This window comes from Candidatus Tisiphia endosymbiont of Nemotelus uliginosus, assembly GCF_964264835.1.
In the GTDB taxonomy this organism is placed as follows: domain Bacteria; phylum Pseudomonadota; class Alphaproteobacteria; order Rickettsiales; family Rickettsiaceae; genus Tisiphia.
In genome coordinates this window covers 638,039-663,121 of sequence record NZ_OZ183485.1, presented here as the reverse complement: position 1 = coordinate 663,121, position 25,083 = coordinate 638,039, and the positions used below count along the sequence as shown (strand labels likewise).

Annotated in this window: 22 protein-coding genes; 11 read left to right on the top strand and 11 right to left on the bottom strand. The window is 33.9% G+C overall.

The features are described from left to right. Nucleotides 1–17: 17 nt before the first annotated feature. The 9 genes from mnmG (at nt 18) to ACFELV_RS02870 (ending at nt 10,192) form a co-directional block, all read left to right on the top strand. Nucleotides 18–1,868, top strand: a complete 1,851-nt coding sequence (mnmG, locus tag ACFELV_RS02910) for a tRNA uridine-5-carboxymethylaminomethyl(34) synthesis enzyme MnmG (RefSeq protein WP_375326676.1) — start codon at nt 18–20, stop codon at nt 1,866–1,868. Beyond that, nucleotides 1,868–2,455 (top strand): 16S rRNA (guanine(527)-N(7))-methyltransferase RsmG, encoded by a 588-nt coding sequence (rsmG, locus tag ACFELV_RS02905; protein WP_375326675.1) that lies wholly within the window; start codon nt 1,868–1,870, stop codon nt 2,453–2,455. The genes mnmG and rsmG overlap by 1 nt, the downstream gene beginning before the upstream one ends. After that, nucleotides 2,452–3,216, top strand: coding sequence for a ParA family protein (locus ACFELV_RS02900; protein ID WP_375326674.1), 765 nt, complete (start codon nt 2,452–2,454; stop codon nt 3,214–3,216). The genes rsmG and ACFELV_RS02900 overlap by 4 nt, the downstream gene beginning before the upstream one ends. Then, the gene (locus ACFELV_RS02895) at nt 3,213–4,085 is read left to right on the top strand and encodes a ParB/RepB/Spo0J family partition protein (RefSeq protein ID WP_375326673.1); all 873 of its coding nucleotides are present in this window, start codon (nt 3,213–3,215) and stop codon (nt 4,083–4,085) included. The genes ACFELV_RS02900 and ACFELV_RS02895 overlap by 4 nt, the downstream gene beginning before the upstream one ends. 2 nt (nt 4,086–4,087) lie before the next feature. After that, nucleotides 4,088–4,750 carry a transaldolase family protein gene (locus tag ACFELV_RS02890; RefSeq protein ID WP_375326672.1) on the top strand — a complete coding sequence of 221 codons (663 nt, stop codon included), beginning with the start codon at nt 4,088–4,090 and terminating at the stop codon, nt 4,748–4,750. A gap of 208 nt (nt 4,751–4,958) precedes the next feature. Beyond that, a complete protein-coding gene (locus ACFELV_RS02885; protein WP_375326671.1) occupies nt 4,959–5,192 on the top strand; it encodes a hypothetical protein in 234 nt (77 codons plus the stop codon). A 125-nt stretch (nt 5,193–5,317) separates the two neighbouring features. Then, nucleotides 5,318–6,724, top strand: coding sequence for a 3' terminal RNA ribose 2'-O-methyltransferase Hen1 (locus ACFELV_RS02880; RefSeq protein WP_375326670.1), 1,407 nt, complete (start codon nt 5,318–5,320; stop codon nt 6,722–6,724). Further along, nucleotides 6,717–9,266, top strand: coding sequence for a polynucleotide kinase-phosphatase (locus ACFELV_RS02875; protein ID WP_375326669.1), 2,550 nt, complete (start codon nt 6,717–6,719; stop codon nt 9,264–9,266). Before ACFELV_RS02880 ends, ACFELV_RS02875 begins: the two co-directional genes overlap by 8 nt. Before the next feature lie 731 nt (nt 9,267–9,997). After that, a complete protein-coding gene (locus tag ACFELV_RS02870; RefSeq protein ID WP_375326668.1) occupies nt 9,998–10,192 on the top strand; it encodes a hypothetical protein in 195 nt (64 codons plus the stop codon). Nucleotides 10,193–10,267: 75 nt separating this feature from the next. Here the strand turns inward: ACFELV_RS02870 and ACFELV_RS02865 are convergent, their stop codons facing one another. The 4 genes from ACFELV_RS02865 to ACFELV_RS02850 all read right to left on the bottom strand — a co-directional run bounded on the left by ACFELV_RS02865 (nt 10,268) and on the right by ACFELV_RS02850 (nt 14,435). Continuing rightward, nucleotides 10,268–11,347, bottom strand: coding sequence for an IS4 family transposase (locus ACFELV_RS02865; RefSeq protein ID WP_375326208.1), 1,080 nt, complete (start codon nt 11,345–11,347; stop codon nt 10,268–10,270). A gap of 116 nt (nt 11,348–11,463) precedes the next feature. Continuing rightward, a complete protein-coding gene (locus ACFELV_RS02860) occupies nt 11,464–12,525 on the bottom strand; it encodes a tetratricopeptide repeat protein (RefSeq protein WP_375326460.1) in 1,062 nt (353 codons plus the stop codon). 37 nt (nt 12,526–12,562) lie between these two features. Continuing rightward, the gene (locus ACFELV_RS02855; protein WP_375326461.1) at nt 12,563–13,333 is read right to left on the bottom strand and encodes a hypothetical protein; all 771 of its coding nucleotides are present in this window, start codon (nt 13,331–13,333) and stop codon (nt 12,563–12,565) included. A gap of 325 nt (nt 13,334–13,658) precedes the next feature. Beyond that, complete coding sequence (locus ACFELV_RS02850) at nt 13,659–14,435, bottom strand: uroporphyrinogen-III synthase (RefSeq protein WP_375326462.1); 777 nt, start codon at nt 14,433–14,435, stop codon at nt 13,659–13,661. Between the two features lie 258 nt (nt 14,436–14,693). Here ACFELV_RS02850 and ACFELV_RS02845 point away from each other — a divergent pair, with 258 nt between their 5' ends. Further along, nucleotides 14,694–15,863: an FAD-dependent oxidoreductase gene (locus ACFELV_RS02845; protein ID WP_375326463.1), complete on the top strand. Its 1,170-nt coding sequence runs from the start codon at nt 14,694–14,696 to the stop codon at nt 15,861–15,863. A gap of 57 nt (nt 15,864–15,920) precedes the next feature. Here the strand turns inward: ACFELV_RS02845 and lpdA are convergent, their stop codons facing one another. From lpdA to ACFELV_RS02830, 3 genes are all read right to left on the bottom strand, one after another. Next, nucleotides 15,921–17,318: a dihydrolipoyl dehydrogenase gene (gene lpdA / locus ACFELV_RS02840; RefSeq protein WP_375326667.1), complete on the bottom strand. Its 1,398-nt coding sequence runs from the start codon at nt 17,316–17,318 to the stop codon at nt 15,921–15,923. A 361-nt stretch (nt 17,319–17,679) separates the two neighbouring features. Beyond that, nucleotides 17,680–18,480: a methyltransferase domain-containing protein gene (locus ACFELV_RS02835; RefSeq protein ID WP_375326666.1), complete on the bottom strand. Its 801-nt coding sequence runs from the start codon at nt 18,478–18,480 to the stop codon at nt 17,680–17,682. 116 nt (nt 18,481–18,596) lie between these two features. Then, on the bottom strand, nt 18,597–19,262 hold the full coding sequence (locus ACFELV_RS02830) for a transglycosylase SLT domain-containing protein (protein ID WP_375326665.1): 666 nt from the start codon (nt 19,260–19,262) through the stop codon (nt 18,597–18,599). 199 nt (nt 19,263–19,461) lie between these two features. On the opposite strand from ACFELV_RS02830, the gene ACFELV_RS02825 reads away from it, so the two are divergent. Further along, nucleotides 19,462–20,541 carry an IS4 family transposase gene (locus ACFELV_RS02825; protein WP_375326208.1) on the top strand — a complete coding sequence of 360 codons (1,080 nt, stop codon included), beginning with the start codon at nt 19,462–19,464 and terminating at the stop codon, nt 20,539–20,541. Nucleotides 20,542–20,801: 260 nt separating this feature from the next. Here ACFELV_RS02825 and ACFELV_RS02820 read toward each other — a convergent pair whose 3' ends face one another. Genes ACFELV_RS02820 through ACFELV_RS02805 form a run of 4 tightly spaced genes read right to left on the bottom strand, consistent with a single transcriptional unit; the run spans nt 20,802 to nt 24,810 of the window. Then, on the bottom strand, nt 20,802–22,280 hold the full coding sequence (locus ACFELV_RS02820; RefSeq protein WP_375326664.1) for a UbiD family decarboxylase: 1,479 nt from the start codon (nt 22,278–22,280) through the stop codon (nt 20,802–20,804). Beyond that, complete coding sequence (locus ACFELV_RS02815; RefSeq protein ID WP_375326663.1) at nt 22,277–23,359, bottom strand: LptF/LptG family permease; 1,083 nt, start codon at nt 23,357–23,359, stop codon at nt 22,277–22,279. Before ACFELV_RS02815 ends, ACFELV_RS02820 begins: the two co-directional genes overlap by 4 nt. Nucleotides 23,360–23,386: 27 nt before the next feature. After that, nucleotides 23,387–24,151 (bottom strand): NAD kinase, encoded by a 765-nt coding sequence (locus ACFELV_RS02810; RefSeq protein WP_375327497.1) that lies wholly within the window; start codon nt 24,149–24,151, stop codon nt 23,387–23,389. Further along, nucleotides 24,142–24,810 carry a phosphatase PAP2 family protein gene (locus ACFELV_RS02805; RefSeq protein WP_375326662.1) on the bottom strand — a complete coding sequence of 223 codons (669 nt, stop codon included), beginning with the start codon at nt 24,808–24,810 and terminating at the stop codon, nt 24,142–24,144. Before ACFELV_RS02805 ends, ACFELV_RS02810 begins: the two co-directional genes overlap by 10 nt. Nucleotides 24,811–25,083 lie beyond the last annotated feature (273 nt).

Here is a 25,083-nt window from a genome sequence, read left to right as displayed (position 1 = left end):
TTTACTGGGATTAATTCATGCAATATAGTGTTATAGTGATTGGAGGGGGTCATGCTGGTTGTGAAGCATCGTCAGCGTCAGCACGATTAGGGATAGATACTCTTTTAATCACTTTAAAACCTGATAATCTTGGAGAAATGTCTTGTAATCCTGCCATAGGAGGGGTGGCAAAAGGCACTTTAGTAAAAGAGATTGATGCGCTAGGAGGTCTTATGGGTATAGTAATAGATCAAGCTGGCATTCATTATAAAATGTTAAATGCAAGTAAAGGACCAGCAGTTTGGGGCCCAAGAGCGCAGGCTGATAGAAAGCTTTATAAAAAAGCTATGTACGAGGTTTTAAATAGTCAACAAAATTTAACTATTATGTATGCTTCTGTAGGAGATATAGAAGTTGATCAATATGAAATAAAAGCAGTAATTCTACAGGACGGTACTAGAATCAAGTGCCAGAAAGTTGTGTTAACCACAGGCACTTTCTTGTCAGGGCTGATACATATTGGGTCTCACAAAATACCAGCAGGGAGAGCAGGGGAAGAACCATCGTATGGCTTGTCCAATACATTAAGGAAATTAGGATTTGCTCTAGGTAGGCTAAAAACGGGCACGCCTCCCAGGTTAGATGGTAGAACCATTAATTATGATGAAATAGAAGTGCAGCCAGGAGATAAAAACCCTATCCCTTTTTCGCAGCTTACAGAAATCGTAAAAGTAAAACAAATCAATTGTTTTATTACTAGAACCACTGAACAAACTCATGAGATTATTAAAAATAATCTAGAGAAATCAGCTATGTATTCTGGCCAAATAGAAGGAAGGGGCCCAAGATATTGTCCGTCTATTGAGGATAAAGTGATTAGGTTTAGTTCTAAATTAAGTCATCAAATATTTTTAGAGCCAGAAGGTCTAAATGATTATACTATATATCCAAATGGTATATCTACCTCATTACCTGAAGATGTACAGCTACAATTACTTAAAACCATTCCTGGTCTTAAGAAGGCAATTATGCTAAGACCAGGTTATGCCATAGAATATGACTATGTCGATCCTAGAGAATTAAGAGCAACTCTTGAAACAAAAAAAGTTAAAGGTTTATATTTTGCCGGCCAGATTAATGGTACTACTGGCTATGAAGAGGCAGCAGGACAAGGCATAGTGGCAGGCATTAATGCCGCTTTGTCGGTAAAGAATCAAACTTGTTTCATTTTAACCAGAGCAGATTCGTATATCGGGGTTATGATTGATGATTTGATTACTCTTGGTACACTAGAACCTTATAGAATGTTTACTTCTAGATCAGAGTATAGACTTTCATTGAGAGCGGATAATGCAGATTTAAGGCTCACGCCAAAGGCTATAGAGTTAGGAATGGTATGCGCATTACGTAAAGAAATTTTTATTAAGAAATATGAACAACTTCAAATAGCTAGAGAAATTACCCGAAAACTTTCTATCACTACTGCTAAATTAATGAATTTTGGAGTACCAGTATCTCAAGATGGAACGTATAAAACTGCCTTTGATTTATTAGGATTTCCAGCGTTAAAATTAAGTACAGTTCTTGAAATTTTTCCGACACTTTCCTCAATAGATAAAATAATACTTAATTATATTTCTGTAGAATCCAAATATTCTGCTTACTTAATACGTCAAAGTATAGATATTAAATTATTTAAGGAAGAAGAAAAAGAAATAATAGATGAGGATATAGATTATTCATTGATTCCTAATTTATCTACCGAAGTAAAAGAGAAGCTATATTGTTATAGGCCTACTACTATAGGAGCAGCTAGAAGAATTTCAGGTATTACTCCAGCTGCCTTAACCGCTCTAATAATTTATATTAAAACAAAATATAAAAATTAATGTATGAGGTTAAGAATGTTTCACGTGAAACTATGATTGCGCTAAAAAGATATCAGTCACTAATACTAAAATGGAATAAAACTATTAATTTGGTTTCTTATAAGTCTGCAGGTGAGCTATGGTCAAGACATATCTTGGATTCCTTACAATTAATGCAATATATTGATGAGTTAAATATACATTTAGTCGATGTTGGTTCAGGAGGAGGGTTTCCTGGGGTGGTCTTGTCTATTGCAGGGGTACAAAATGTTACTTTGGTTGAATCAGATACAAGAAAATCAATTTTTTTAGCCCAAGCTGCTAAAATTTGTGATAATAAAATCAATATAATAAATCAAAGAATAGAGACGCTAGACTTAAATTGTGATATCCTAACTTCTAGAGCCTGTTCGCCGCTCAAAAAGTTTTTTAGTTATACCCAAAATATTAAAGTAAAAGCTAAATATCTATTGCTTAAAGGTCAAGAATATCAGAAGGAAATTGATGAAGCGCAGAAAAAATGGTCTTTTTATTATTTGACATATGATAGTATAAGTTCTAAGAATAGTAAAATACTAGAAATTAATAATGTAAAAAATATTGCATGACTAAAATAATTGCTATAGTAAACCAAAAAGGAGGAGTGGCTAAAACTACTACTAGCGTTAATTTATCGACGGCTTTATCTGTAATGGATAAAAAAATTTTAGTAATAGACCTTGACCCGCAAGGGAATAGCAGTACAGGGTTTGGAATTAAACATAGTGATAGAAAAATTACTATTTATCAGGTATTAATTGGTACAAAATGTGTCAAAGAAGCGATCATGGATACTAATATACCAAACTTACATTTAATTACATCTAATACTAATTTATCAGGGGCCGAAGTAGATTTGTTGCCTATGCAAAATCGGGAATATTCTTTATTAATTTCATTAAAGAAATTAGAAAAAAAATATGATTATATTATTATAGATTGTCCTCCGTCTCTTAATTTACTGACAGTTAACGCCTTAGTCGCATGTAATGAAGTATTAATCCCTATGCAATGCGACTTCTATTCATTAGAAGGGTTAAGCCATTTACTAAAAACAATCGAGGTTATAGAAAAAAAACTAAACCCTAAAATAAAAATAATTGGTATTTTGTTTACCATGTATGATAAACGTAATCGTCTTACTGAACAAGTGGAAAAAGATGTAAGAACACATTTAGGAAAATTAGTTTTTAAGACGGTGATTCCTAGAAATATCAAACTCTCTGAAGCGCCATCGTATGGCCAGCCGGCAATCATTTATGATCATAAATGCTTAGGATCTATTGCCTATATGGAATTAACAAAAGAAATATTAGATAGAAGCTTATGAAAAACAAAGGGTTAGGGAAAGGGTTGTCTGCGTTGTTAGGAGAAGACGTCTTTTCTCTAGAAAAAGAAGAGCTGGTAAAAATTATAGATATAGTTAAAATTGAAGCGAATAACCAACAACCTAGGAAAAAATTTGAATATGATAAAATAAAAGAGTTAGCAGATTCTATAAGCAATAACGGCTTATTGCAACCTATTATTGTTAGCCCAACTAATGACGGAAAATATAAAATTGTAGCGGGGGAAAGACGTTGGCGTGCTTGTAAATTAGCAAAAATTCATAACATTCCTGTGATAATAAAGGAATTAGAAGAAAAAGAAATTATAGAAGTAGCTTTAATTGAAAATATCCAACGAGAAGGTCTATCAGTTATAGAAGAAGCAGAAGGGTTTATGCGATTAATTAAAGAATTTAATTATACGCAAGAACAATTGGCGGAGAAACTTAGTAAAAGCCGTAGCCATATAGCTAATTTATTAAGATTAAATCAGCTGCCTAATTTTGTAAAAGCTAAGGTTGATGAGGGTCTTTTAACTATGGGACACGCTAGGTGCTTAATAAATCATGATCAAGCCGAGTTAATTGCTGCGCATATTATTGAAAAGGAGTTAAGTGTTAGGCAAACTGAAGAAATAGTAAGAAATTGGGCTAAAAATGAATATACTCAATCACCTGAGAATGACAAACGAGTAGGTCAAAAATTCTTAAAAGAAGCAAATAAAGGTAATGACTTGCAATTGCTAGCGAGATCATTATCAGAAAAATTTAATGTAAAAATAACTATAGAGACTTACCCCGTCGGTGGCAGATTAATATTTCATTATGGCAACTTAGAAGAATTGGATTTAATTTTATCAAGGTTAGGTTAAAAATGAAAATTTTTTTAGATAGTGTTGACGTTGAGGAAATTAGAGAAATTAATCAATTAGGTATAATTGATGGCATTACTACTAATCCGTCTTTATTTTCTAAGATAAAATATGATTTTAGGAGCACAATTATCCAAATATGTAAAATTATTCAGACAGATATTAGTATTGAGGTGGTCGCGAATGATTTTGATGGTATGGTTAAACAAGGTAATAAAATTTTAGAAATAGCCAATAATATCGTGCTAAAACTACCTATGACATGGGATGGTATTAAAGCATGTAGATATTTTGCTGATCGAGAAAAGAAAGTAAACATGACTTTATGTTTTTCCGTGAATCAAGCACTTATTGCAGCTAAAGCAGGCGCTACCTATATATCGCCTTTTATAGGAAGATTAGATGATATAGGTGAAGAGGGAATGAATTTGATAAATAATATACGTCAGATATATGATAATTATCAAGAAAAAAGCCAGTGGCAAACAAAAATTCTCGCTGCTTCCATACGTAACTTTACCCATGTAGCTCAATGTGCTATGTCAGGTGTAGATATAGCTACAATGTCAGGAAAAATTATCAAACAATTAATCACTCATCCATTAACCATAAAAGGGCTAGAAGTTTTTAATAATGATTGGAATAACTCTGGCTTAGAAATATAAGTTTTGGGTAGGGAATTAGAGCTTGTCTGCAAACTAAAATTAAGGCGACCGTTCAGGTTTATTAAAATCGTATTTTACTTTGTATTTTGAACAGAGAGGGTACCAAGATATAATTGCTCTTGTGACCAATCAACTCAACGATATCATCACCCTTCTTCCACTTTGACTCTTTTTAGCGATATTTTTAAGATATAATCAGGTGATTTATATGAGTACAGGTGATTATACAACTACTCCATCTACGATCACTTATGTTGAATGGGCAAATTTTTTCCAGAAACTTCAACAACGAAATGTGACTGATAAAGAAGATTTAGACTTCATGCATAAAGCATTGATTATAGGTGAAAGCTCAGGAATATCTGGTAGTCTGAGTCGTTCTACCTCTGAAATATTATTAAATTTATATCATGACGATAAAGCATTATTTGACAGAGTTTAATGAGGCCAAGTCTTGATGGTCTCCCTAGTTAAACTAGGGGCTTACCTATCGTTGAGTTATCAATGAGTTCGATTTTTGATAAGGCAATGCGTAGGTATAATCATAATATTATTTGAGTTAGTAGAGTGCTCCTGACAATTACCACGACCTATAACCCTGCGACTGATATAGGATATTTGCTACACAAAAATCCTCACAATTTGCACACTATTAAACTATCATTTGGTGATGTTCATGTGTTTTATCCTGAAGTGACAGTTGAGCGTTGTACTGCTGCTCTGATCCTTGATGTCGACCCTGTTGCACTGGTGCGTAACAAAACCTTTACTAGTAAAGGTTTTGCGCTTGAGCAATATGTAAATGATCGGCCTTATGTGTCTTCTTCGTTTATGAGTGTTGCTCTCAATAAGGGGTTTGGTACGCTGTTTTCAGGTAAGAGTAAACAGCGGCAAGAACTGGTAGATCAACCGATGCCATTGGAAATTAAATTATTTATGTTGCCATGTCGTGGTGATGAAAAACTGCTACACTCTCTATTTAAGCCACTGGGATACGAGGTGGAAGTTATACGGCATATCTTGGATAATAAGTTTCCTGAATGGGGCTATAGCCCATATTTTACTGTGATACTAAAGCGAACATGTCCTTTACGTGAATTTTTAATACATCTTTATGTGCTGATACCAGTGTTGGATAATGACAAACACTATTGGATTGGTGATGATGAAGTCAAGAAGTTACTGAAGTTTGGTGAAGGTTGGCTTGCAGTACATCCTGAAAAAGATTTGATTGTTCGCCGCTATCTTAAGAATTTAAAATCACTGGCAAATGAAGCTTTAGAATGTTTATCTGAAGGGCAAGTAACAGAAGAAATCAATGAATCTGGTGAAGTAATTACTACCCAAGAAGAATCGCTAGAAAACAAAATCAATCTTAACCAACAACGTATAGAATGGGTAATAGCAAAGCTTAAAGCTCATAACGTCAAGCGTGTCATTGATCTTGGATGTGGAGAAGGCAAGTTGTTGCAGCACTTGTTATCTGACAATTCATTTGAGCAAATTGTAGGGACCGATGTTTCATCACGTGTATTGAGAATTGCTAGTGAATATTTAGATATAGAGCGATTGCCAAGTTTTCAGCGGAAGCGTATCAGCTTGATGCAAACTGCACTTACCTACCGTGATAAACGGCTAGCAGGATATGATGCTGCTACATTGCTTGAAGTTATTGAGCATATGGATTTACCACGACTTGATGCTTTTAAACGGGTAGTGTTTGAATTTGCTAAACCATCTATTGTAATTATTACTACGCCAAACATCGAATATAATGTGTTGTTTGAGAATCTCACTGTAGGACAATTTCGGCACCCAGACCATCGTTTTGAATGGACACGACAAGAATTTCAACACTGGGCAAATGAAATTGCCCAACAATTTGGATATAATGTTACTTTTGACAATATTGGCAATGAACATGACACATTAGGAGCGCCAACCCAAGTAGGAGTTTTTGTAAAAAATGACTAATATAGATAAGATCATAAAAATTCCTGAGCTTGCTGTTGTGATGCTAGTCGGCCCTTCTGGGTGTGGTAAGTCATCTTTTGCCCAGAAACATTTTAAATCAACGGAAATTCTGTCTTCAGATTATTGTCGTACATTGGTGTCAGATAATGAAAACGATCAGGCAGCAACGAAAGACGCATTTGAGATTTTACATTTTATTGCCTCCAAGCGGTTGATTGCTGGTAGATTGGTAGTGGTAGATGCAACAAACGTTCAGCCGGACGCTCGTAAATCTTTGGTAGATTTAGCAAGAAAGCATCACGTCATACCAGTAGCAATAGTACTTGATATCCCCAAAGAAATTTGTCATGAACGTAATCAAAATCGTCCTGATAGACAATTTGGCAAGCATGTAGTCCGAAATCAAAGCGATCAGCTACATCGTTCCCTTAAAAACCTACATAAAGAAGGAGTAAGCAAAGTTTATCTTCTGAACTCTGTTGAAGAGGTGGATAACGTTGTAATTAAACGAACCCAACTTTGGAACAATTTAAAACATGAAAGGGGACCGTTCGATCTAATTGGGGATATTCATGGCTGCTTTGATGAGTTGTATGCACTGCTAATTAAACTTGGTTATCAGATACAAAAAGATCAGCAATATATTGTCACACATCCTGAAGATCGTAAGGTAATCTTAGTGGGTGATTTAGTTGATCGTGGCCCAAACACTCCAGAAGTATTACGAATTGTCATGGATATGGTAGAATCTGGCGTAGCCTTCTGTGTTAATGGTAACCATGATGATAAACTTAAGCGTAAGCTACAAGGACACAATGTGAAGATAGCTCATGGTTTAGCAGAATCGTTGGTACAGTTAGAGTCGGAATCACAGGAATTTAAAGATAAGGTGATAAAATTTTTAGATGGGCTGATTAGTCATTATGTGCTAGACGATGCTAAATTAGCAGTGGCACATGCAGGATTAAAATTGCAATATATTGGAAGAGGCTCACCACGTATTCGAGAGTTTTGTATGTATGGAGAAACCACAGGTGAAATTAATGAATTTGGCTTACCAGTGCGTTATTCATGGGCACAAGATTATCGTGGTAATACCATGATTGTTTACGGTCATACGCCGATTCCGGAGGTAGAATGGCTAAACAATACTATTAACATTGATACAGGTTGTGTATTTGGCCACAAACTGACCGCGTTACGCTATCCTGAGAAGGAATTAGTTGATGTACAAGCTAAACAGGTTTATTCAAAACCAGCACAACCATTTAATCATAAAGCAGAGACTAATTCACGTAACGATATGCTGGATATTGATGATGTTACCGGCAAGCGAATCGTTACCACTAGCCTACACAATAATATTACTCTCCGTGAGGAAAATACAATTGCAGCATTGGAAGTTATGAGCAGATTTACTATTGATCCACGTTGGCTAATTTATTTACCACCTACAATGTCGCCTACTGAAACTAGTAAAGAAATTGAGCTGCTTGAACATCCAAACGAGGCTTTTACTTTCTACCGTAACCATGGTGTAGAAAAACTCATTTGCGAAGAAAAGCATATGGGATCTCGTGCTATTATCGTTGTTTGTAAGAATAATGGCGCTGCACGAAAACGCTTTGGGACTAACGGCAATGAGATTGGTGTTTGCTATACCCGTACAGGACGCAGCTTCTTTAATACACCAGATGTTGAGCAAGAATTTCTAGTCCGTGTATCACAGGCCATTAGCAAGGCTAGATTGTGGGAAATATTTAATACAGACTGGTTTTGTTTTAATTGTGAATTGATGCCGTGGTCTGCTAAGGCAAATACACTACTTGAACAACAATATGCACCTGTAGGTGCATCAGCATCTGCCGTGTTACCAAATGCTGTAGCATTACTAGAAAAAATCGCTGGCAAGATGGAAGGCTCAGAAGTATTACTTCAGAAATTTCAAGCACGAGCAAAAATGATTACACTCTACCAAGATGCTTATCGTCGCTACTGCTGGCCAGTTAATAGTATTGTAGATTACAAACTTGCGCCATTCCACATTTTAGCATCGGAGGATAATTTTAACATGGACAAAGACCATCTGTGGCATCTAGAAATCATTGACCGTTTATGCGATATTGATCCTGAGTTATTCCAGGAGGTAGATTATAGACTAGTAGATACTAATAATTTGAATAGTTGTGCTGAAGCTACAGCATGGTGGCAAAAGATGACAGCAGATGGTGGAGAAGGAATGGTAGTAAAGCCACTAAATTTTACTGTCAAAGGAAAGAAAGGCCTGATTCAACCTGGTATAAAATGCCGTGGACGCGAATATCTACGCATAATCTATGGTCCAGAATATACTGCACCTGAACACCTAAAACGCTTGCGTTCACGTGCGCTGGGGGCAAAACGTTCATTGGCACTGCGTGAATATGCACTTGGCTATGAAGCCTTACAACGTTTTGTAAATAAAGAGCCACTTTATCGTGTCCACGAATTAGTATTTGGGGTGCTGGCATTAGAAAGTGAACCAGTTGATCCAAGATTATAAGAGAGTAATTAAACATAATAGACTTCTTTCAACACTCTACTGGCGATGGTAATTTGGACAATGAATCTAGGCGCAAATCCTGGCGTACATTTAAGTACGCTGCGGCCCTACGCTCCGAGCCTTCTTCAAATTTCCTACCAGAAGCGAGCTCTAAAAGGAGTCTAATATTTAATCTTAACACTGTACATCTCTTTGGTTTTTAAACTAATATTTTTGAATTTATAATTCTGGTAGAACCCCAACAGCCTTCCAATAGTTAGATTTTTATTTGAGGCAGTACGACGGGAAATTATAGTTATTGCTACACATTAAGCTTGCTTTATAAGTAAATATAAGTTATATATACATTAATATTTTAACAGAAGGTTAATTTTTATATTTCTAAAATATATAATTAGCCTAAAGATTCAGCTGCAGGGGTTAGAGTCTATAGGTCCCAATATTTGGGAGTGATATATCACTTGTTCCATAACGCTAAGGCGACTAGACACAATAATTTATCCTATCTAATTAGAATGGAGCTATTATATCGCTCCATTCTCTGTATTTGATAAGTATAGGTTATTTTGTTCTAGTCTCCCTCCTAGTCTAAAAACTGAAATACCTTTAATTTAAAAGGATATCACTATTAGATAAAAAACTATGTGCAGCCAAGCTATCCAGGCTTTTAATGAATTTAGGATAAATAGAGAATAATCAGTAACCACGAAATTGTCAAAAGGAGATAAGATATGGTAAAATACACTATTAGCAATAAGGGGGTAAAACTTAAGGATTTATATAATGATGAAAGTAAATGGCTAGCCAGAGGAAAAACATTACAAATATATGAAGACGAACAAGTTGATATTAATGAGGATTTTTTAACTAAGTTTGCAGCTGAAATGCCAATGGTTTGCAATGCTTATATATTGCGGGTAGAATAACCCTCAATAACTTGAGATCAATAATAAATACTCCCAACTCTGAAATTTCATCTGAATTATCATAGTACCCCACACTTATTGTTGAAGTTGAAAGGCATGCATAATGTGTTTTCGTAGTAATGAAAACAACATAGCAGGGGTATCACTTAACGAGTTATAAAAATAATCTTTTATCCAATCAAATCCGTAAGTAAATAATGAGTATAATTTACGACCATGTTTTTTGATCTTTATAGGATAAATTTTGTTCTTAATGTCACCAGCAAGCACGCAAATAGCTAAGGATAAAGATACTATTGCAAATAGTTTTTCCAGCTTTTTTTGATCTGTAATGTGGGTATCTTCAATATTAAATCCAGATGACTTGAGAGACAGAAAAGGTCGCTCAATGCTCCACCTCTGCTTATATGCTAGCAAAGCACATTCACCAATAAGCACATTACTAGCAATAAATAGTTGCTCTCTTTCTAATTGCAAACAAGTTATTTTAATTGCCATACCATTGTAAATTTTGCTTTCTATAGTTTTAGTGTCACCCATTTGCATATCGGCAAAACATTTATTCAACTTCATCTTGCCACCGTTGAAATGCTTGACCTTCTCACTTTTTCTTAGCCTGATAGCAAAAGGTAATTTTTGGATTCCACCCATATATTGCAACCATTCCTCACCAACAAATTCCCGATCGGCAAGGATAAGCTCTATCATTTCCTTAGGTATAATTGTTAAAATTTGCTCAATCAATTTCTTTCTTTCATTAGTAGAAGAGTTGCCTTTTTTATCAAGTAACAACCATGCTATAGGAATTGAAATATTACCATAAACGATAGTTGCAACAAAAAAATTCAAATTTTTAATACCAAATTGCCAGCTGGTTCTATCTATGGCAAGGCTAATTTTACCTGTTAGACAGAGCAATTTAACAATAATTTTCCCTAAACTTATAAAGCACATATTTTGTTCTAAAAGCAAACGCTCAACTTTAACAATCTTGGCATGCAAATTGCCTTTAGAAGCGACATACAGTGCTAATTCTTTGATTCTCACAGTTTTAGCTTTTACTACTGCACAAATTAATTCTGCAAATGTTTTAATTCGTGCTGGGTGCCAATCTAAAAATATGTATAATATTTGGTATAGTGATTGAGAGTCCATTAATACCTCCTGTTGCTTGTTTCTCAGCGGAGATTAGTGACTCTCAGTCACTTATTCAATTTATTATTTTAACCCTCCTGTAAAATCTGTGGGGTACTATGAACAAATCTATTATGCTAACCTTTTTTCTGGTTGACTTCTAGGGTAGTTGGTAAAGTTTTAGGCATACCAGGTATCAAGTCAGGGGTAGATTGAAAATATTGTACCTGATCAGGCACGTTTAAAAAAGCTGCTATGGTTCGAAATAAACCTATATGATGTTCCGGGCTAACTAAAGTAGCTAGATCTTCATAAATCTTTGCAGGGGGGAGGGAAGTAAATTGCTGATATAATGCTGCAATCTCCAAGGTCGGATTTGCTGTAAATGCATTTTCAAGGATTTTAATATCAAGATTTTGCTTAATAGAATAATTTACAGTACAATAAAGACTTAATGCTTCGTAATGAGAGGGCACCAGTTGTAAAGCTATTTCTAAATAATATATGGCTTTTTTAGTATCGTCACTTGCTAGCATATCCTTTGCGGCAACCGTATAATAATTAGCTAATTTATTTTTTAGCGGTCCGAATTTGTTGGGATTAATTCTATTAAATTTACTGATAATGAAGGTAAGCTTTTCCCATTCAAAAAGCTTAAAATAGCAATCAATCAACATTTCTAGAGTATCTGTATCATACTCATTTAAATAAAAAGAGCGAATTGCATAGTTTTCAGCTTCTTTATACATCTTCTTTTGATAAAAAATTTGCCCCAATCTTTTAGTAGCAAAAGCTGTAGTGAGTTTAAACTGTTCTAATTCTTGAAAATACTTTATTTGTTGATGCTGATCTTCAGAAGTTTCCGCTAGCAGTAAAGTATAGAAAATTTGATTATCACTTTTGATCGGCGCTTTTATTCGTTTAATAGCATTTTGAGTAGCGGCTTTATCACCCATAATCAATGTTCCTAGAGCTTTTATGAGCTGGCCATTAATATTGTGAACTTGACGTGCTAGGAATAGTCTTTTGATATAGAATGGTAGGTCTAGGAGTAAAAATGTTATCTTAAGTCCAATGAAACCAATGATTGCTGATAATATATATATAATAATAAAAGTAAAAAAAGTACTTTCTATGTGATAGTCATAGAGGGTGATCGTTAATACAGAATCAAGTTGACTTAATAGAGTAAAACTCAAATATAATAATAGAAATATAATGCAAATTATTAACAACCTAATCATTGCTTTGCTCTATAAAATTTTGTTGGAATGTTTGGGAATAAAAGAAATTAATTATAAAATCTAGCTGTGACGTTATTTTCTGTTTTAAAATTTCTTGCTCCTGAGTAGAGATATGTTTTTTTTCTACCTTAATAAATTTTTCTAGCCAGGAAGGAGAAGAAGGAAAAATTTTTTCTGTTTTGGCGCTATTATTAAATAAGTAATTTTTATGATAATTTACTAAATCTGCTAGAACATTTTTTATGTCTTGAGGTAATGCCACCTCTGCGATTTTATCTATTTGTGCAGTATAATGTTTACCCTGTAAAAAGTTTGCTATTAAAAGATTTATATTAAGTAAATAATTACGGTAGTTATTTTGCACGATAGGAGATGGGTATGCTATATTCTTTTGAGGTAAGTTATTAGCAGGTTTGTCTGATAAATCAGAGGAGGGTAGCAGTTCAGATAGCGGGGCATTATTTTGAGATTCATTAAAATTGTCTACTGCTCCTAACGAAGTAGAGCTGACTTCTTTTAAGTTGTTATTGCCTAATATTGTATTAGTATAACTTGTGGCTAGTAGAGATACAGGATCACTGGGCACAATATTTTTATAAGCTATTTCGTTTGTAGCACTAGCTTTTTGGCGGTTTTTAAATAAATCTAGCTGATAAAAAGCCATATAGCTTATAGATAGCACAAATACCATAATAAGAATTATGGTGAAAATAATGGGATGGCTGCTCTGCACTTTTAATCCTTTATTCTCGATCTTTTCCATATATTCCTCTTAGCTATAAAAGATATTCAGTGGTTTTGGTCTAATGCCATTTCCGAAAACTAATCATCACGTCGTCGTACTTCATGATCTCCGCTCCTCACGTACTAGTATATGTACGCTCCGGTCCTCGACACTCGTACTCCTAGTGCTAATTTAGTTCCCGGAAATGGTTTAAGTTGTGTGAACATTGCTATCTAATGGTCGATTTTGTTGGTATTTTCGTTCTCGACTCCTCACATACACCCTAGGGTGCTGCAGTGTTGCGAGTGACAATGGCTATAAATCTACTCATTCCCTAGAAATGTTTACAAAACCTAATTCCATTCTACAATAAGTTTCTTATCTTTGAGGCAGCCGCAGTAGAGATTAACAATTTTAACATTTCCTCGGGTTTACCTTCTTTACAAGAAACCACATTTTTTGTAAAAAATCTAATAATAGATGCAACTTTTTCACTAATAGTGAGAACTTGAGTAGAAAAAAATAATTTTAATAAATTATTTGCTCTTAGTAAGGTAATGAGAGTTTTAGCACTGTTCTGTGAATATAATAAAATATAATCCACTCCTTTTTTAATTTCTTCTAGGTGCTGCAGAGTATTAGCATATTGGACTTCATAAATAATTTGTCTTTTAATGGGGCTGGGTAACTCTTGAGTGATTTCATTAGATGATAAATAGATACTATGGTTATAAAGCTGGGGGGGGATGTTGTATATCAGCTCTTGGATATTTTTAGCAATATAGTGCACCGTAAAATTATGTTGTCTCAGAATGATATTGGAAGAATCGCCCACTACCCAAATATTTTTTGTAATATTGGGTTGCAGTTGTAAGTTTGGATAATTATTAAACCAGGAAACAAAAAGTTTAGTTGCTACTTTGCTGGTAATAATTACGTTATTATAATTATGTAAAATAGTAGGGTCAAAATCTAGAGCATGATATTTTACTAAGGGAGAACAAATATATTTAAATTGTTTTTCCGATATACCATTTTTCCTGACAATACTTGCATTAGGGTAAGCAAAATTATTATTTTCTAGTGTTTGAATAATGTCATAATTGTCTTCTGTGCTTCTAGTTAATAATACAGATTTCATAGTTTTATATCAAAACGTTTAGATAGAGGAAAAGTTTGATACAAGGGGCAATTATCCTTATATCAAACTAGTTTATTAAAATAAAGCAAAATATATACTCTGTAGTTTGTCCTAATTTGTTCACAGAGATTAACTGTTTTACTGGTAAAATTCTACTAAAAAATTTTATTAACAGAATCTAAGTTGAGATAGACATTGAATAAAAGAAGATATAGCATACTGTTTAATAAAGTTTAACAAATAGGATATATCATGAATATGTTAAGCAAGTTTAGAAAGTTTTTTATATTCTTCTTGTTGTGGATCCCTCCGGTCATTTTAGCTAATGAAATAGAAGTCAGAAAAATTACTCCTCCAAATTTAGGGAGTAAGTATTTAGGGAAGAAAATACTTTGTCATCGTCCTGTTAGGCATGGGGCCCCTAAGATGGCCATAGAGCAAAAATATGGGAAGATAATAGCTCATAATTATGGCCATGGTGGTAGCGGTTGGACTTTGGGGCCTGGTTCTGCCGAATATGTTAATAATTTATTAATAAAATATAAAGACAATTTACAATCTTCATTTAGGTTAACTAAAAATACCCCAATAACAATTATTGGAGCAGGAGCTTTAGGGCTATTTACCGCTTATGATTTACAGAAACAAGGCTTTAATAATCTAACAATTATTGCGGCGCAATTTGAACACTTGGCTTCTCATAATGCTGGAGGGTTGCTGGCACCAGTATCTATGGATAATGACCCAGCAATACAACAAACCATTGATCAGATAGGAGTGGATGCTTATAAGTTTTATGCTGCTATTGCTAAAAAAGTGCATCCAGATTTTAGTGAAGGAGCTATTATTGTTCCAACATATTTTGAGAATCGAGAAGATTCAGGATTGGAACCTTATGTTGGTAAAGTAATGCAACCAGCAAAAGATGTGATACTTGATTTCGGTAATGGTACTACTAGGAACATGGTAGTATATGATGATGGTATTTTTATAGATACTGCTCGTATGATGTCAGATCTTACCAATTACTTAAAAAAGAAAAAAATTAAGTTTATCAAAAAAGAAATTAAATCATTTACTGAAATAAAAGGGCCAGTAATCATTAATTGTACTGGCCTTGGTTCAGCCGCACTTAATGAAGATACAGAGATGGTGTCAATACAAGGACATTTGATTATGCTGAAGAATCAAGTGCCTAAAGATTTGCAATATATGATTTTGATTTATTTGAAGGATGGTGTTACTGAATCTGGGCAAAAAATAAAACGTTCATTCTATATTTTCCCTAAACATTTAACTAATACTCAGGCAACCGATATAGGGGTATTAGGAGGTACTTTTATTGAAGGGGCAAGTAAAGCTACCCCTAATAATAAGGAATTTGATATTTTACTACAAGGCGCTAAAGATTTTTATGGCATTAAATAGTTCTAGAGCCAATTCGATATAAGAATTAATAATTCTTATATCGAATTGAGGTTCATCTTAAATATTAATAGTTCTTTTCTCAATAGCTAAGGCCGCTTCTTTGATAGCTTCACTTAAAGTAGGGTGAGCATGGCATGTTCTAGCAATATCCTCTGCAGCAGCACCAAACTCCATAAACGCGACTATTTCGGCAATGAGTGTCCCAGCATCGGGGCCAATAATATGTGCTCCAAGTATTTGATCAGTAATACTATCTGCCAATATTTTTACCATTCCCTCAGCAGTGCCTGTAGTCCTTGCTCGACTATTAGCTATAAATGGAAATTTACCAACTTTATATTCTCGCTTTGCTTCTTGTAATTGCTCTTCTGTAAATCCTACACTTGCTACTTCTGGCCACGTATAGATTACACTGGGGATCAGATTATAGTTTACATGACCTGCTAAACCAGCCATTATTTCCACTGCAGCTATGGCTTCTTCTTCCGCTTTATGGGCTAGCATTGGTCCGGCAATCACATCCCCTACCGCATAAATATTATTGATTGTTGTTTGGAAATGGTTATTTACTATAATCCTATTATGTGTATCTAATTCGATTGCTAATTTATCTAACCCTAAATTTATGGCGTTAGCTTTTCGCCCAACTGCCAATAATACTATATCAGCGGTGATTTGTTGGTTTGTACTATTCTTAATGTCTTCTAGCTTTAACACAACTTTTCCTGCTTTCTTTTCAGCTGATACTACTTTAGTGTTGAGTCGTAATTCAATAGATTGTTTTTGTAATATTTTAGAGAATTGTTTAATAATTTCTTTATCTAAAGCTGGTACAATTGTATCCGCATATTCTACTACTGTGACTTTAGCTCCAAGCCGGCTCCATACTGATCCTAGCTCTAAACCGATATAACCGCCACCAATTACTACCATCGTTTCTGGTACTTTAGTGAGATTTAACGCACCAGTTGATGATACGATCAATTCTTCATCAACTACAACATTGGGAATTTCAATAATCTCTGAGCCAGTGGCAATTAAAATATTTTTAGCTGAAATTTGGGTCTTGATATTCTCATTATTAATTTCTACAACATTGTTAGAGAGAATTGTTGCAGTGCCATTAATTTGAGTAATTTTATTTTTAACAAATAAACTTCCTATTCCTTTACATAATTCCTCTACCACCTGGTTTTTTTTCCTCATCATTTTTTGTAAATCAAGTTTAGCAGCTGCGATAATACCGATCTCAGAGAATTTGTGTATAGCTTCATAATATTTTTCTGAGAAATTCAGCAAGGCTTTTGACGGAATACATCCTACATTTAGGCAAGTACCGCCCAGAGTGGCACTTTTTTCTATACAGGCAACTTTCATACCAAGTTGAGCTGCCCTTATTGCGCCAGTATAGCCAGCTGGTCCGCTGCCAATTACTATTAAATCAAATTGTTGCATATTAGGTACCATTAAAATTATAAAGTGATATACTCAGTTGCTTTCAAGAATTGTTTTTTTATTTTATCAAGGATTTAGCTATGCTTACGTACTTAAGTGTCACACTACTGGACAAAAATAGAAGATGGTTGAAAAAGTACAAAAATTGTTATCTGCTAAAGCTCGTTTTTAGCAATTATTATCTCAAAAATAACATTTTGTACTTAAAATAATATGTTTTTTTAACCATTTTCTATTTTTGTCCAGTAGTGTGACTTAAGTGTACGCTCCGCGCGCTCACCCCCTGGCAAATAAAATCCAATTCTTGAGATCAAATGAGTATATAAAGACAGAAAATATGGAGCACGTCAATAGGCTTATCCTATTTATGAGTTAATTGAATAGTATTTTTATTAGGAGCCGCAATAAAATTAATGATATTAATTTGTTCATAAAAAGGACAAGTATCATCTTGCAATATAGCAAATATTTGTTTTGATATGGTATTATAAGGCACTTTATTATTAAATGCTGTCGATTCTCCAATATCCTTTAATTCTCTAATAAATTCTAAGGGGCTTGAATATTCTAGCGGAATATTCTCGTAATCAACGATGATTTCTTGAAAACCAGCATAAGAGAGTAGGGGAGTAACATGATCAAAATGGATAAAAGGAGAAATATGGGAATAGCTAGGGCTCTTGGCAGCTATTTCTGCGGCAACAAACTTTCTTTTAAGCATCTTTAAGCTATTTCCGCCGACAAAATTACCGATAAATATCCCATTATCTTTTAACAGCCATCTGATTTGTAATAAAAATTTTTGGACGTCATTAATCCAGTGTAAACCTAAAGAAAAGGTGATGAGATCAAAACTGGCCGGGGTAAGAGATAAATTTTCTTCGTCAACTAATAATTTGTTATCATGGGTCACAGCCTCCAGCATATTAGGAGATGAATCAGTGGCGGTAATGATCGCATTTTTATAATGCTGTGCTAATAGAGTAGTGAGTTGTCCAGTTCGACATCCTACATCTAGGATATTAGAAAAATCTTGATCAATATAATTTAAGCGAGCAATAATGTCCTCTGCTGCCTGCTGGAAATATGAACATTGCTTGATAGTGTTGACATTTTTATTGCGGTTAGACTTTAATTTTGCTCGGTCAAATATAATATTCATTTTGCATTATATTTGTTTCTAAGTATGCTCATAGCGATCAAGGATATCTTCTATTATAGTAAACTATTATCTACCATGATGCGAAGGAAATCTATAAGAATTGTCGTGCATTGAGTTTAGTTATATTTGCTGGGGATTGCTACCATCATATTACTGCGGTATTTTTTAATATTCCTTTTAAAGGAAGAATTGTCAATAAGAGTAACCTTAGATATTGTAGCAGGATAGGTAACTGCCTTATTATAATAATTATTATTATGTAAGCTAATAGCATTTTGATACAGGTGCATATTATTTGCAATCTTAATAACATCTTGTTTATATCTTGCACCACGCTCATGGGTGCTAGAGTGGTAATGGGCTATGGCTTTATGCCAATTACCTAATTGGTCATATTTAGCTTTAAGAAATTTAGCTGAATACGCAATATTATATTTAGGTTCAAAGGCTTGACTTAAAGAATTAAACGCATCTAAATGATGTTTTAAATTAATTTGCATGCACCCGACATTAATATTTTCTTTGCCTCTAATTATTTGCTTTTTTACAAATAATATAGCTTCCCTTTTAGTATTAAAATGATACCCTTGTCCTGCAACATTCACTGTCCAGGGCCAGACAATCACTATATTATGTATACTATGTTTTTTCCCCGACTCTTTTAAAGCAATTGAATGCAGGGTATTGCGAGGAATAGTATGTTTTGCTTCAAAGTAAGAAAATAGCCTTGAGCATTTATGTGACTCTGCAATTTCTTGATCGAGAGTCGCATATGAAGACATTGGAAACAGGAAAAATAAATATATTGATAAGCTTAATCTACTATACACGCATTGTTATTATGATTTCTTAATTAAAGATTAAATTTGTATGACTTACCCATAGTACCCCACAGATTTTACAGGAGGGTTAAAATAATAAATTGAATAAGTGACTGAGAGTCACTAATCTCCGCTGAGAAACAAGCAACAGGAGGTATTAATGGACTCTCAATCACTATACCAAATATTATACATATTTTTAGATTGGCACCCAGCACGAATTAAAACATTTGCAGAATTAATTTGTGCAGTAGTAAAAGCTAAAACTGTGAGAATCAAAGAATTAGCACTGTATGTCGCTTCTAAAGGCAATTTGCATGCCAAGATTGTTAAAGTTGAGCGTTTGCTTTTAGAACAAAATATGTGCTTTATAAGTTTAGGGAAAATTATTGTTAAATTGCTCTGTCTAACAGGTAAAATTAGCCTTGCCATAGATAGAACCAGCTGGCAATTTGGTATTAAAAATTTGAATTTTTTTGTTGCAACTATCGTTTATGGTAATATTTCAATTCCTATAGCATGGTTGTTACTTGATAAAAAAGGCAACTCTTCTACTAATGAAAGAAAGAAATTGATTGAGCAAATTTTAACAATTATACCTAAGGAAATGATAGAGCTTATCCTTGCCGATCGGGAATTTGTTGGTGAGGAATGGTTGCAATATATGGGTGGAATCCAAAAATTACCTTTTGCTATCAGGCTAAGAAAAAGTGAGAAGGTCAAGCATTTCAACGGTGGCAAGATGAAGTTGAATAAATGTTTTGCCGATATGCAAATGGGTGACACTAAAACTATAGAAAGCAAAATTTACAATGGTATGGCAATTAAAATAACTTGTTTGCAATTAGAAAGAGAGCAACTATTTATTGCTAGTAATGTGCTTATTGGTGAATGTGCTTTGCTAGCATATAAGCAGAGGTGGAGCATTGAGCGACCTTTTCTGTCTCTCAAGTCATCTGGATTTAATATTGAAGATACCCACATTACAGATCAAAAAAAGCTGGAAAAACTATTTGCAATAGTATCTTTATCCTTAGCTATTTGCGTGCTTGCTGGTGACATTAAGAACAAAATTTATCCTATAAAGATCAAAAAACATGGTCGTAAATTATACTCATTATTTACTTACGGATTTGATTGGATAAAAGATTATTTTTATAACTCGTTAAGTGATACCCCTGCTATGTTGTTTTCATTACTACGAAAACACATTATGCATGCCTTTCAACTTCAACAATAAGTGTGGGGTACTATGAATTTCTTGATATTTATCGCTAATTTTTTTGAGGTTATTAATTATTTGGTCAATAGGTGTATTGTTTAACATGCGAAGCCAATTTTAAGTTATAAGTAATACCATGTCCGAACACTAATTATCTACGTTCGTCGTACTTCATGATCTTCTGCTCCTCACATACTAGTATGTATGCACAGGTAGCCGACATTCGTACTCCTAGTGCTAATTTAGTTTTGGGAAATGGTAGAATATCAACAAGTAGTTCATATTCTAAGAGATTCCCATATTTTATCAATTTTCTTAATCACATCATCAGTCATTTCTATTTTTTGACCCCAATTTCTGCTAGTCTCTGGGGAGAGTTTATTAGTTGCATCGATTCCTATTTTACTACCTAACCCTGAGACAGGAGAAGCGAAATCAAGATAATCTATTGGGGAATTCTCGATAATCATACTATCTCTTGCAGGGTCACTCCTAGTAGAAAGAGCCCAAATTACTTCTGGCCAATCACGAATATTTATATCTTCATCCACTATTATAATAAATTTTGTATACATAAACTGCCGTAAAAATGACCAAATACCCATCATAATCCTTTTAGCTTGCCCAGGATAAGCTTTACGAATAGATACTACTGCAACTCTATAGGAACAACCTTCAGGTGGTAACCAAAAATCTATAATTTCAGGAAATTGTTGTTGAAGTATAGGAATAAATATTTCATTTAGTGCTTCCCCCAGTATAGAAGGCTCATCTGGTGGTTTGCCAGTATACGTACTAAGATATATTGGTTGTTTTTTCATAGTAATAGTTTTAATGTGAAAAACCGGAAAATATTCTATATCATTGTAATAACCGGTATGGTCTCCAAATGGCCCTTCGGGGAGATATTCATCTAGGCTGACATATCCTTCAATCACAATTTCGCTGTAAGCCGGAACTTTCATATTGATATTAATACAATCGACTAATTCAATAGACTTGCCACGTAACAAACCGGCAAAATTATATTCAGAAATATTATCAGGTATAGGCATAACAGCAGCCATAGTTACAAAGGGGCTGGTACCAATAACAATTGCTGCTGGGAAGGCGTCCTTTTTTGCGGCTTGCCAGCGCTGGTGTTGCTGAGCTCCACCTCGCATTTTAAGCCAGCGCATAATAAGTTTATTGGGGGCTACTACTTGCAGCCTGTAGATCCCAAGATTATAATTATCTATTTTTTCTTTGGTAGGTCCTTTTGTCACTACTATGCCCCAGGTAATTAGTGGAGCAACATCCAGAGGCCAGCATGTTTGGATTGGCAATATATTAATATCAGGATTATGTAGTACAACTTCTTGGCAAGGAGCTTTGGAAACCATTTTAGGGGACATAGAAAATATTCTTTTGGCTATAGGCAGCATGGCAAATATTTCTTTAAAGGAAGATGGTAATTCGGGTGTTTTAAGAAAGGCTAACAATTCGCCAAATTGCCTTAAATCTTCTTTGCCTCCTAAATTCAGCCCTAATGCAATACGTTGAGTACTAGCATATAAATTAGTGAGTACTGGTATATTGGATTTAGTACCATCATTTTTAATAACGTTTTCAAATAGTAGTGCCGGGCCATTCTGCAGTAAAGCTCTTTTGCTGATTTCTGTGATTTCTAGATTCGTGGAGACAGGATAAGAGATACGTTTAAGATGCCCATTTTTTTCTAAAAGTTTTAGAAATTGAGGTAAATCTTGGAAGTTCATATAGCTCTACGAAAATATAAATATATGCTCAATATAATAGCAGCAATAACATTGGCATAACAAGCAAAGATAAAAATTAAATTTTTAGTGGTAAAATTTTGAAATACGAAGTGTAAAAATGTGATGATTATCGTAACAAATGTTGTAATGAGTACTTGCCTTAAATGGTATTTTTTATTATATTGCTGCCGTAGAAATACAGATAAAGTTAAGAATGCCAATACAAAATTATACATTGGCCAAATAAGTCGTTGATGCCCTTCAGCAATTAATTTTGTTCGTCTTTGGGGCGGAAGATTGGCAGGAGGATTTAGTAGCTCATGAATATAATATTCATTAATCTCTCGATTACTTTCCCGAGACATTAGATTGTCCTCGTTCTCGTTATTTAGCTCTATAATTAAAGAATCAAATTTTAAATTAGTTAAATTACCATTATAGTCATGGATTTGTCTGGTGCCTTTATACAATCGAAAAACAGAAATATTATTATCAGTTTTGAAGTTACCAGATTGAGCAAATAAAATAGCTTGATTATTGACTTTACGATTATCAAAAATAATTAAACCTTTCATGGTGCCATCTGCTAATTTGGTATCGAAATAGGCTGTTATATCTTTAGTAACTGCAGTGAATATTTTTTCTTCTAATATACTAGTAGTATAGTTATGTTTCATAGCTCTAAGATCTGCTTTAAGCTTTGTATAAGATAATGGTAATAGACTCGCAGAAATATAATAAGCAACACCCATTACGATCAAAGAGATTAATAAGGCTGGGCTAGCAATTTGGAGATTATTAAGCCCCAAATTTTGTAGGATAATTAGCTGGCGGCGTTCATTTAAGTAAATATAGGTATAGATGATAGAGATAATAGTAGCAAAAGGTAAAAGAATAAATAATAAGGAAGGGATAATAAGGATGATTACGTGAAAAAAAAAGCTGACTTTGATTCCTTTATCAATTAAGTATAAAAATTTTAGTATCTGGGTAATCCATACTAGCGTAGTTAATGACAAAGTAATTGTTATTAAAGACGGTAAAATATTCTTTATAATATACTGCTTATATATTAACATTTGTTAAGTAATTTTTGTTTATGCTATTTAAGCATTAAATTGTTCTTTGATAATTCTGTTTTCAAGCGTATTTTTCTTATCAAACAGTAATTTTATGGCTTTATTTTTTACTGATTCTATTAATACAGTTTTAATATCGTTAAATTCTTGAAAATCTGCCGCAACATTTACTGGCCTTTTATCGCTTTCTAAAATTTCAAATTTTATCTTAGTGGAAAATGGTAATAAAGCTCCATGCCAACGTCGTGGTCTAAATGGACATATAGGCGTTAAGCATAATACATTTGACTCGAGAGGTAATATAGGCCCACCGGCTGATAAATTATAAGCGCTACTACCTGCAGGAGTGGCAACCATTGCTCCATCCGCTACTAAATTTATACGCTCAATTTGATCTATAGCAATCCTAAATTTAGCTGCTTGGTTAGTTTTGCGAAATATTGATATTTCATTAATAGCTAAAGCGTGATATATTTCCCCTTCTATAGTTTCTGTTTGCATTTGCAAAGGATGCACATAGGATATTTTTGCATCTTGTAAATTATGTATCAAATTCTTTGCGGTAACTGAATTCATTAAAAAGCCAATATTTCCGGAATTAACCCCAAAAAAAGGGATATCTAGATCCATGTGACGGTGTATAGCATGCAGTAACTCCCCATCTCCCCCTACTACCGCTATAACTTCTGCTTCATTTACTGGGCAAAAATTATATAGTTGTGTTAATTGTTTCACTAATTCTAGTGTCTTAGTAGAATTGTTATGAGTAATTGCTACTTTATCTAAATTGATCTTAGTTTTTGCCAACATAAATATAATAAATGATTAATAATGAGTATTACAAAACAAGAGGTTAGCACATCGCTTAAAAAATGCCCCCCCATTAATATACGGCTTACTCCTACCAGAGAGCCTAAAATTAAAGCAGTGCTATAAATTCTAGTAAAAAATATAGGAGAGCAAATATACGCTAGGCACGTAAAGCTATAGCCCATAGCAGCATGTCCTGACGAGAATGAGCAATTATGCTCACACTCATTGCTTATCCAAAAAGCCTTAGTGAAATTCTTGCTGCCATTAAAATTGGTGATTTGTGCAGGTCTGGCTCTACCAAAATTTTCTTTAAATATATGGTTTACTAATAAACCAGGTCCTATGGCAATAGAGAGAATTATATACAAACTTCCAGAACGAAGGATGTTGTTAAAAGTTTTATACTTAATTAGGAGGTAAAGTAAATATAATGACGTTACTATACCTAAAGTAATAGTAAGGGCAGGAATCATGATAAAACATAGTCTTACTAGCCAATTATTGCGGTAAGAAAACCCTTCTACATTATTATAAAAGAATGTAGAAAAATCTATATCAATACGAGGGAAGAATAAAACTACCAGTAAAATAGTACCAGAGATAAATATACTAGCATGCACTAATCGTGTATTAATCATAGACTGAAGACCCAGAATAAGTTATAAGAGATAAGTGGCTTTATTTTTTAGGGTAATATGATAACAGTTCACTATATATAACCTGAAATGCGATGTGATGTAACAAGTTACATCACATTTTAAGAGAAATATATAGAAACAATTAGGTTTAAAGGGTTTTACACCTGATTATTAAAATCATCTATTGAATAATGAAAAAAGTTAAAATGCATACGAAGAACCGCTTCAAGTATGCATTTTGCCTTATAACAAAGCCAACTCGATATAAGAATT

Excerpts from the sequence above, each read along its gene's own strand:
- mnmG (WP_375326676.1), top strand. The coding sequence starts at position 18 with ATGCAATATAGTGTTATAGTGATTGGAGGGGGTCATGCTGGTTGTGAA.
- rsmG (WP_375326675.1), top strand. The coding sequence starts at position 1,868 with ATGTATGAGGTTAAGAATGTTTCACGTGAAACTATGATTGCGCTAAAA.
- ACFELV_RS02900 (WP_375326674.1), top strand. The coding sequence starts at position 2,452 with ATGACTAAAATAATTGCTATAGTAAACCAAAAAGGAGGAGTGGCTAAA.
- ACFELV_RS02895 (WP_375326673.1), top strand. The coding sequence starts at position 3,213 with ATGAAAAACAAAGGGTTAGGGAAAGGGTTGTCTGCGTTGTTAGGAGAA.
- ACFELV_RS02890 (WP_375326672.1), top strand. The coding sequence starts at position 4,088 with ATGAAAATTTTTTTAGATAGTGTTGACGTTGAGGAAATTAGAGAAATT.
- ACFELV_RS02885 (WP_375326671.1), top strand. The coding sequence starts at position 4,959 with ATGAGTACAGGTGATTATACAACTACTCCATCTACGATCACTTATGTT.
- ACFELV_RS02875 (WP_375326669.1), top strand. The coding sequence starts at position 6,717 with ATGACTAATATAGATAAGATCATAAAAATTCCTGAGCTTGCTGTTGTG.
- ACFELV_RS02870 (WP_375326668.1), top strand. The coding sequence starts at position 9,998 with ATGGTAAAATACACTATTAGCAATAAGGGGGTAAAACTTAAGGATTTA.
- ACFELV_RS02865 (WP_375326208.1), bottom strand. The coding sequence starts at position 11,347 with ATGGACTCTCAATCACTATACCAAATATTATACATATTTTTAGATTGG.
- ACFELV_RS02855 (WP_375326461.1), bottom strand. The coding sequence starts at position 13,333 with ATGGAAAAGATCGAGAATAAAGGATTAAAAGTGCAGAGCAGCCATCCC.
- ACFELV_RS02850 (WP_375326462.1), bottom strand. The coding sequence starts at position 14,435 with ATGAAATCTGTATTATTAACTAGAAGCACAGAAGACAATTATGACATT.
- ACFELV_RS02845 (WP_375326463.1), top strand. The coding sequence starts at position 14,694 with ATGTTAAGCAAGTTTAGAAAGTTTTTTATATTCTTCTTGTTGTGGATC.
- lpdA (WP_375326667.1), bottom strand. The coding sequence starts at position 17,318 with ATGCAACAATTTGATTTAATAGTAATTGGCAGCGGACCAGCTGGCTAT.
- ACFELV_RS02835 (WP_375326666.1), bottom strand. The coding sequence starts at position 18,480 with ATGAATATTATATTTGACCGAGCAAAATTAAAGTCTAACCGCAATAAA.
- ACFELV_RS02830 (WP_375326665.1), bottom strand. The coding sequence starts at position 19,262 with ATGTCTTCATATGCGACTCTCGATCAAGAAATTGCAGAGTCACATAAA.
- ACFELV_RS02825 (WP_375326208.1), top strand. The coding sequence starts at position 19,462 with ATGGACTCTCAATCACTATACCAAATATTATACATATTTTTAGATTGG.
- ACFELV_RS02820 (WP_375326664.1), bottom strand. The coding sequence starts at position 22,280 with ATGAACTTCCAAGATTTACCTCAATTTCTAAAACTTTTAGAAAAAAAT.
- ACFELV_RS02815 (WP_375326663.1), bottom strand. The coding sequence starts at position 23,359 with ATGTTAATATATAAGCAGTATATTATAAAGAATATTTTACCGTCTTTA.
- ACFELV_RS02805 (WP_375326662.1), bottom strand. The coding sequence starts at position 24,810 with ATGATTAATACACGATTAGTGCATGCTAGTATATTTATCTCTGGTACT.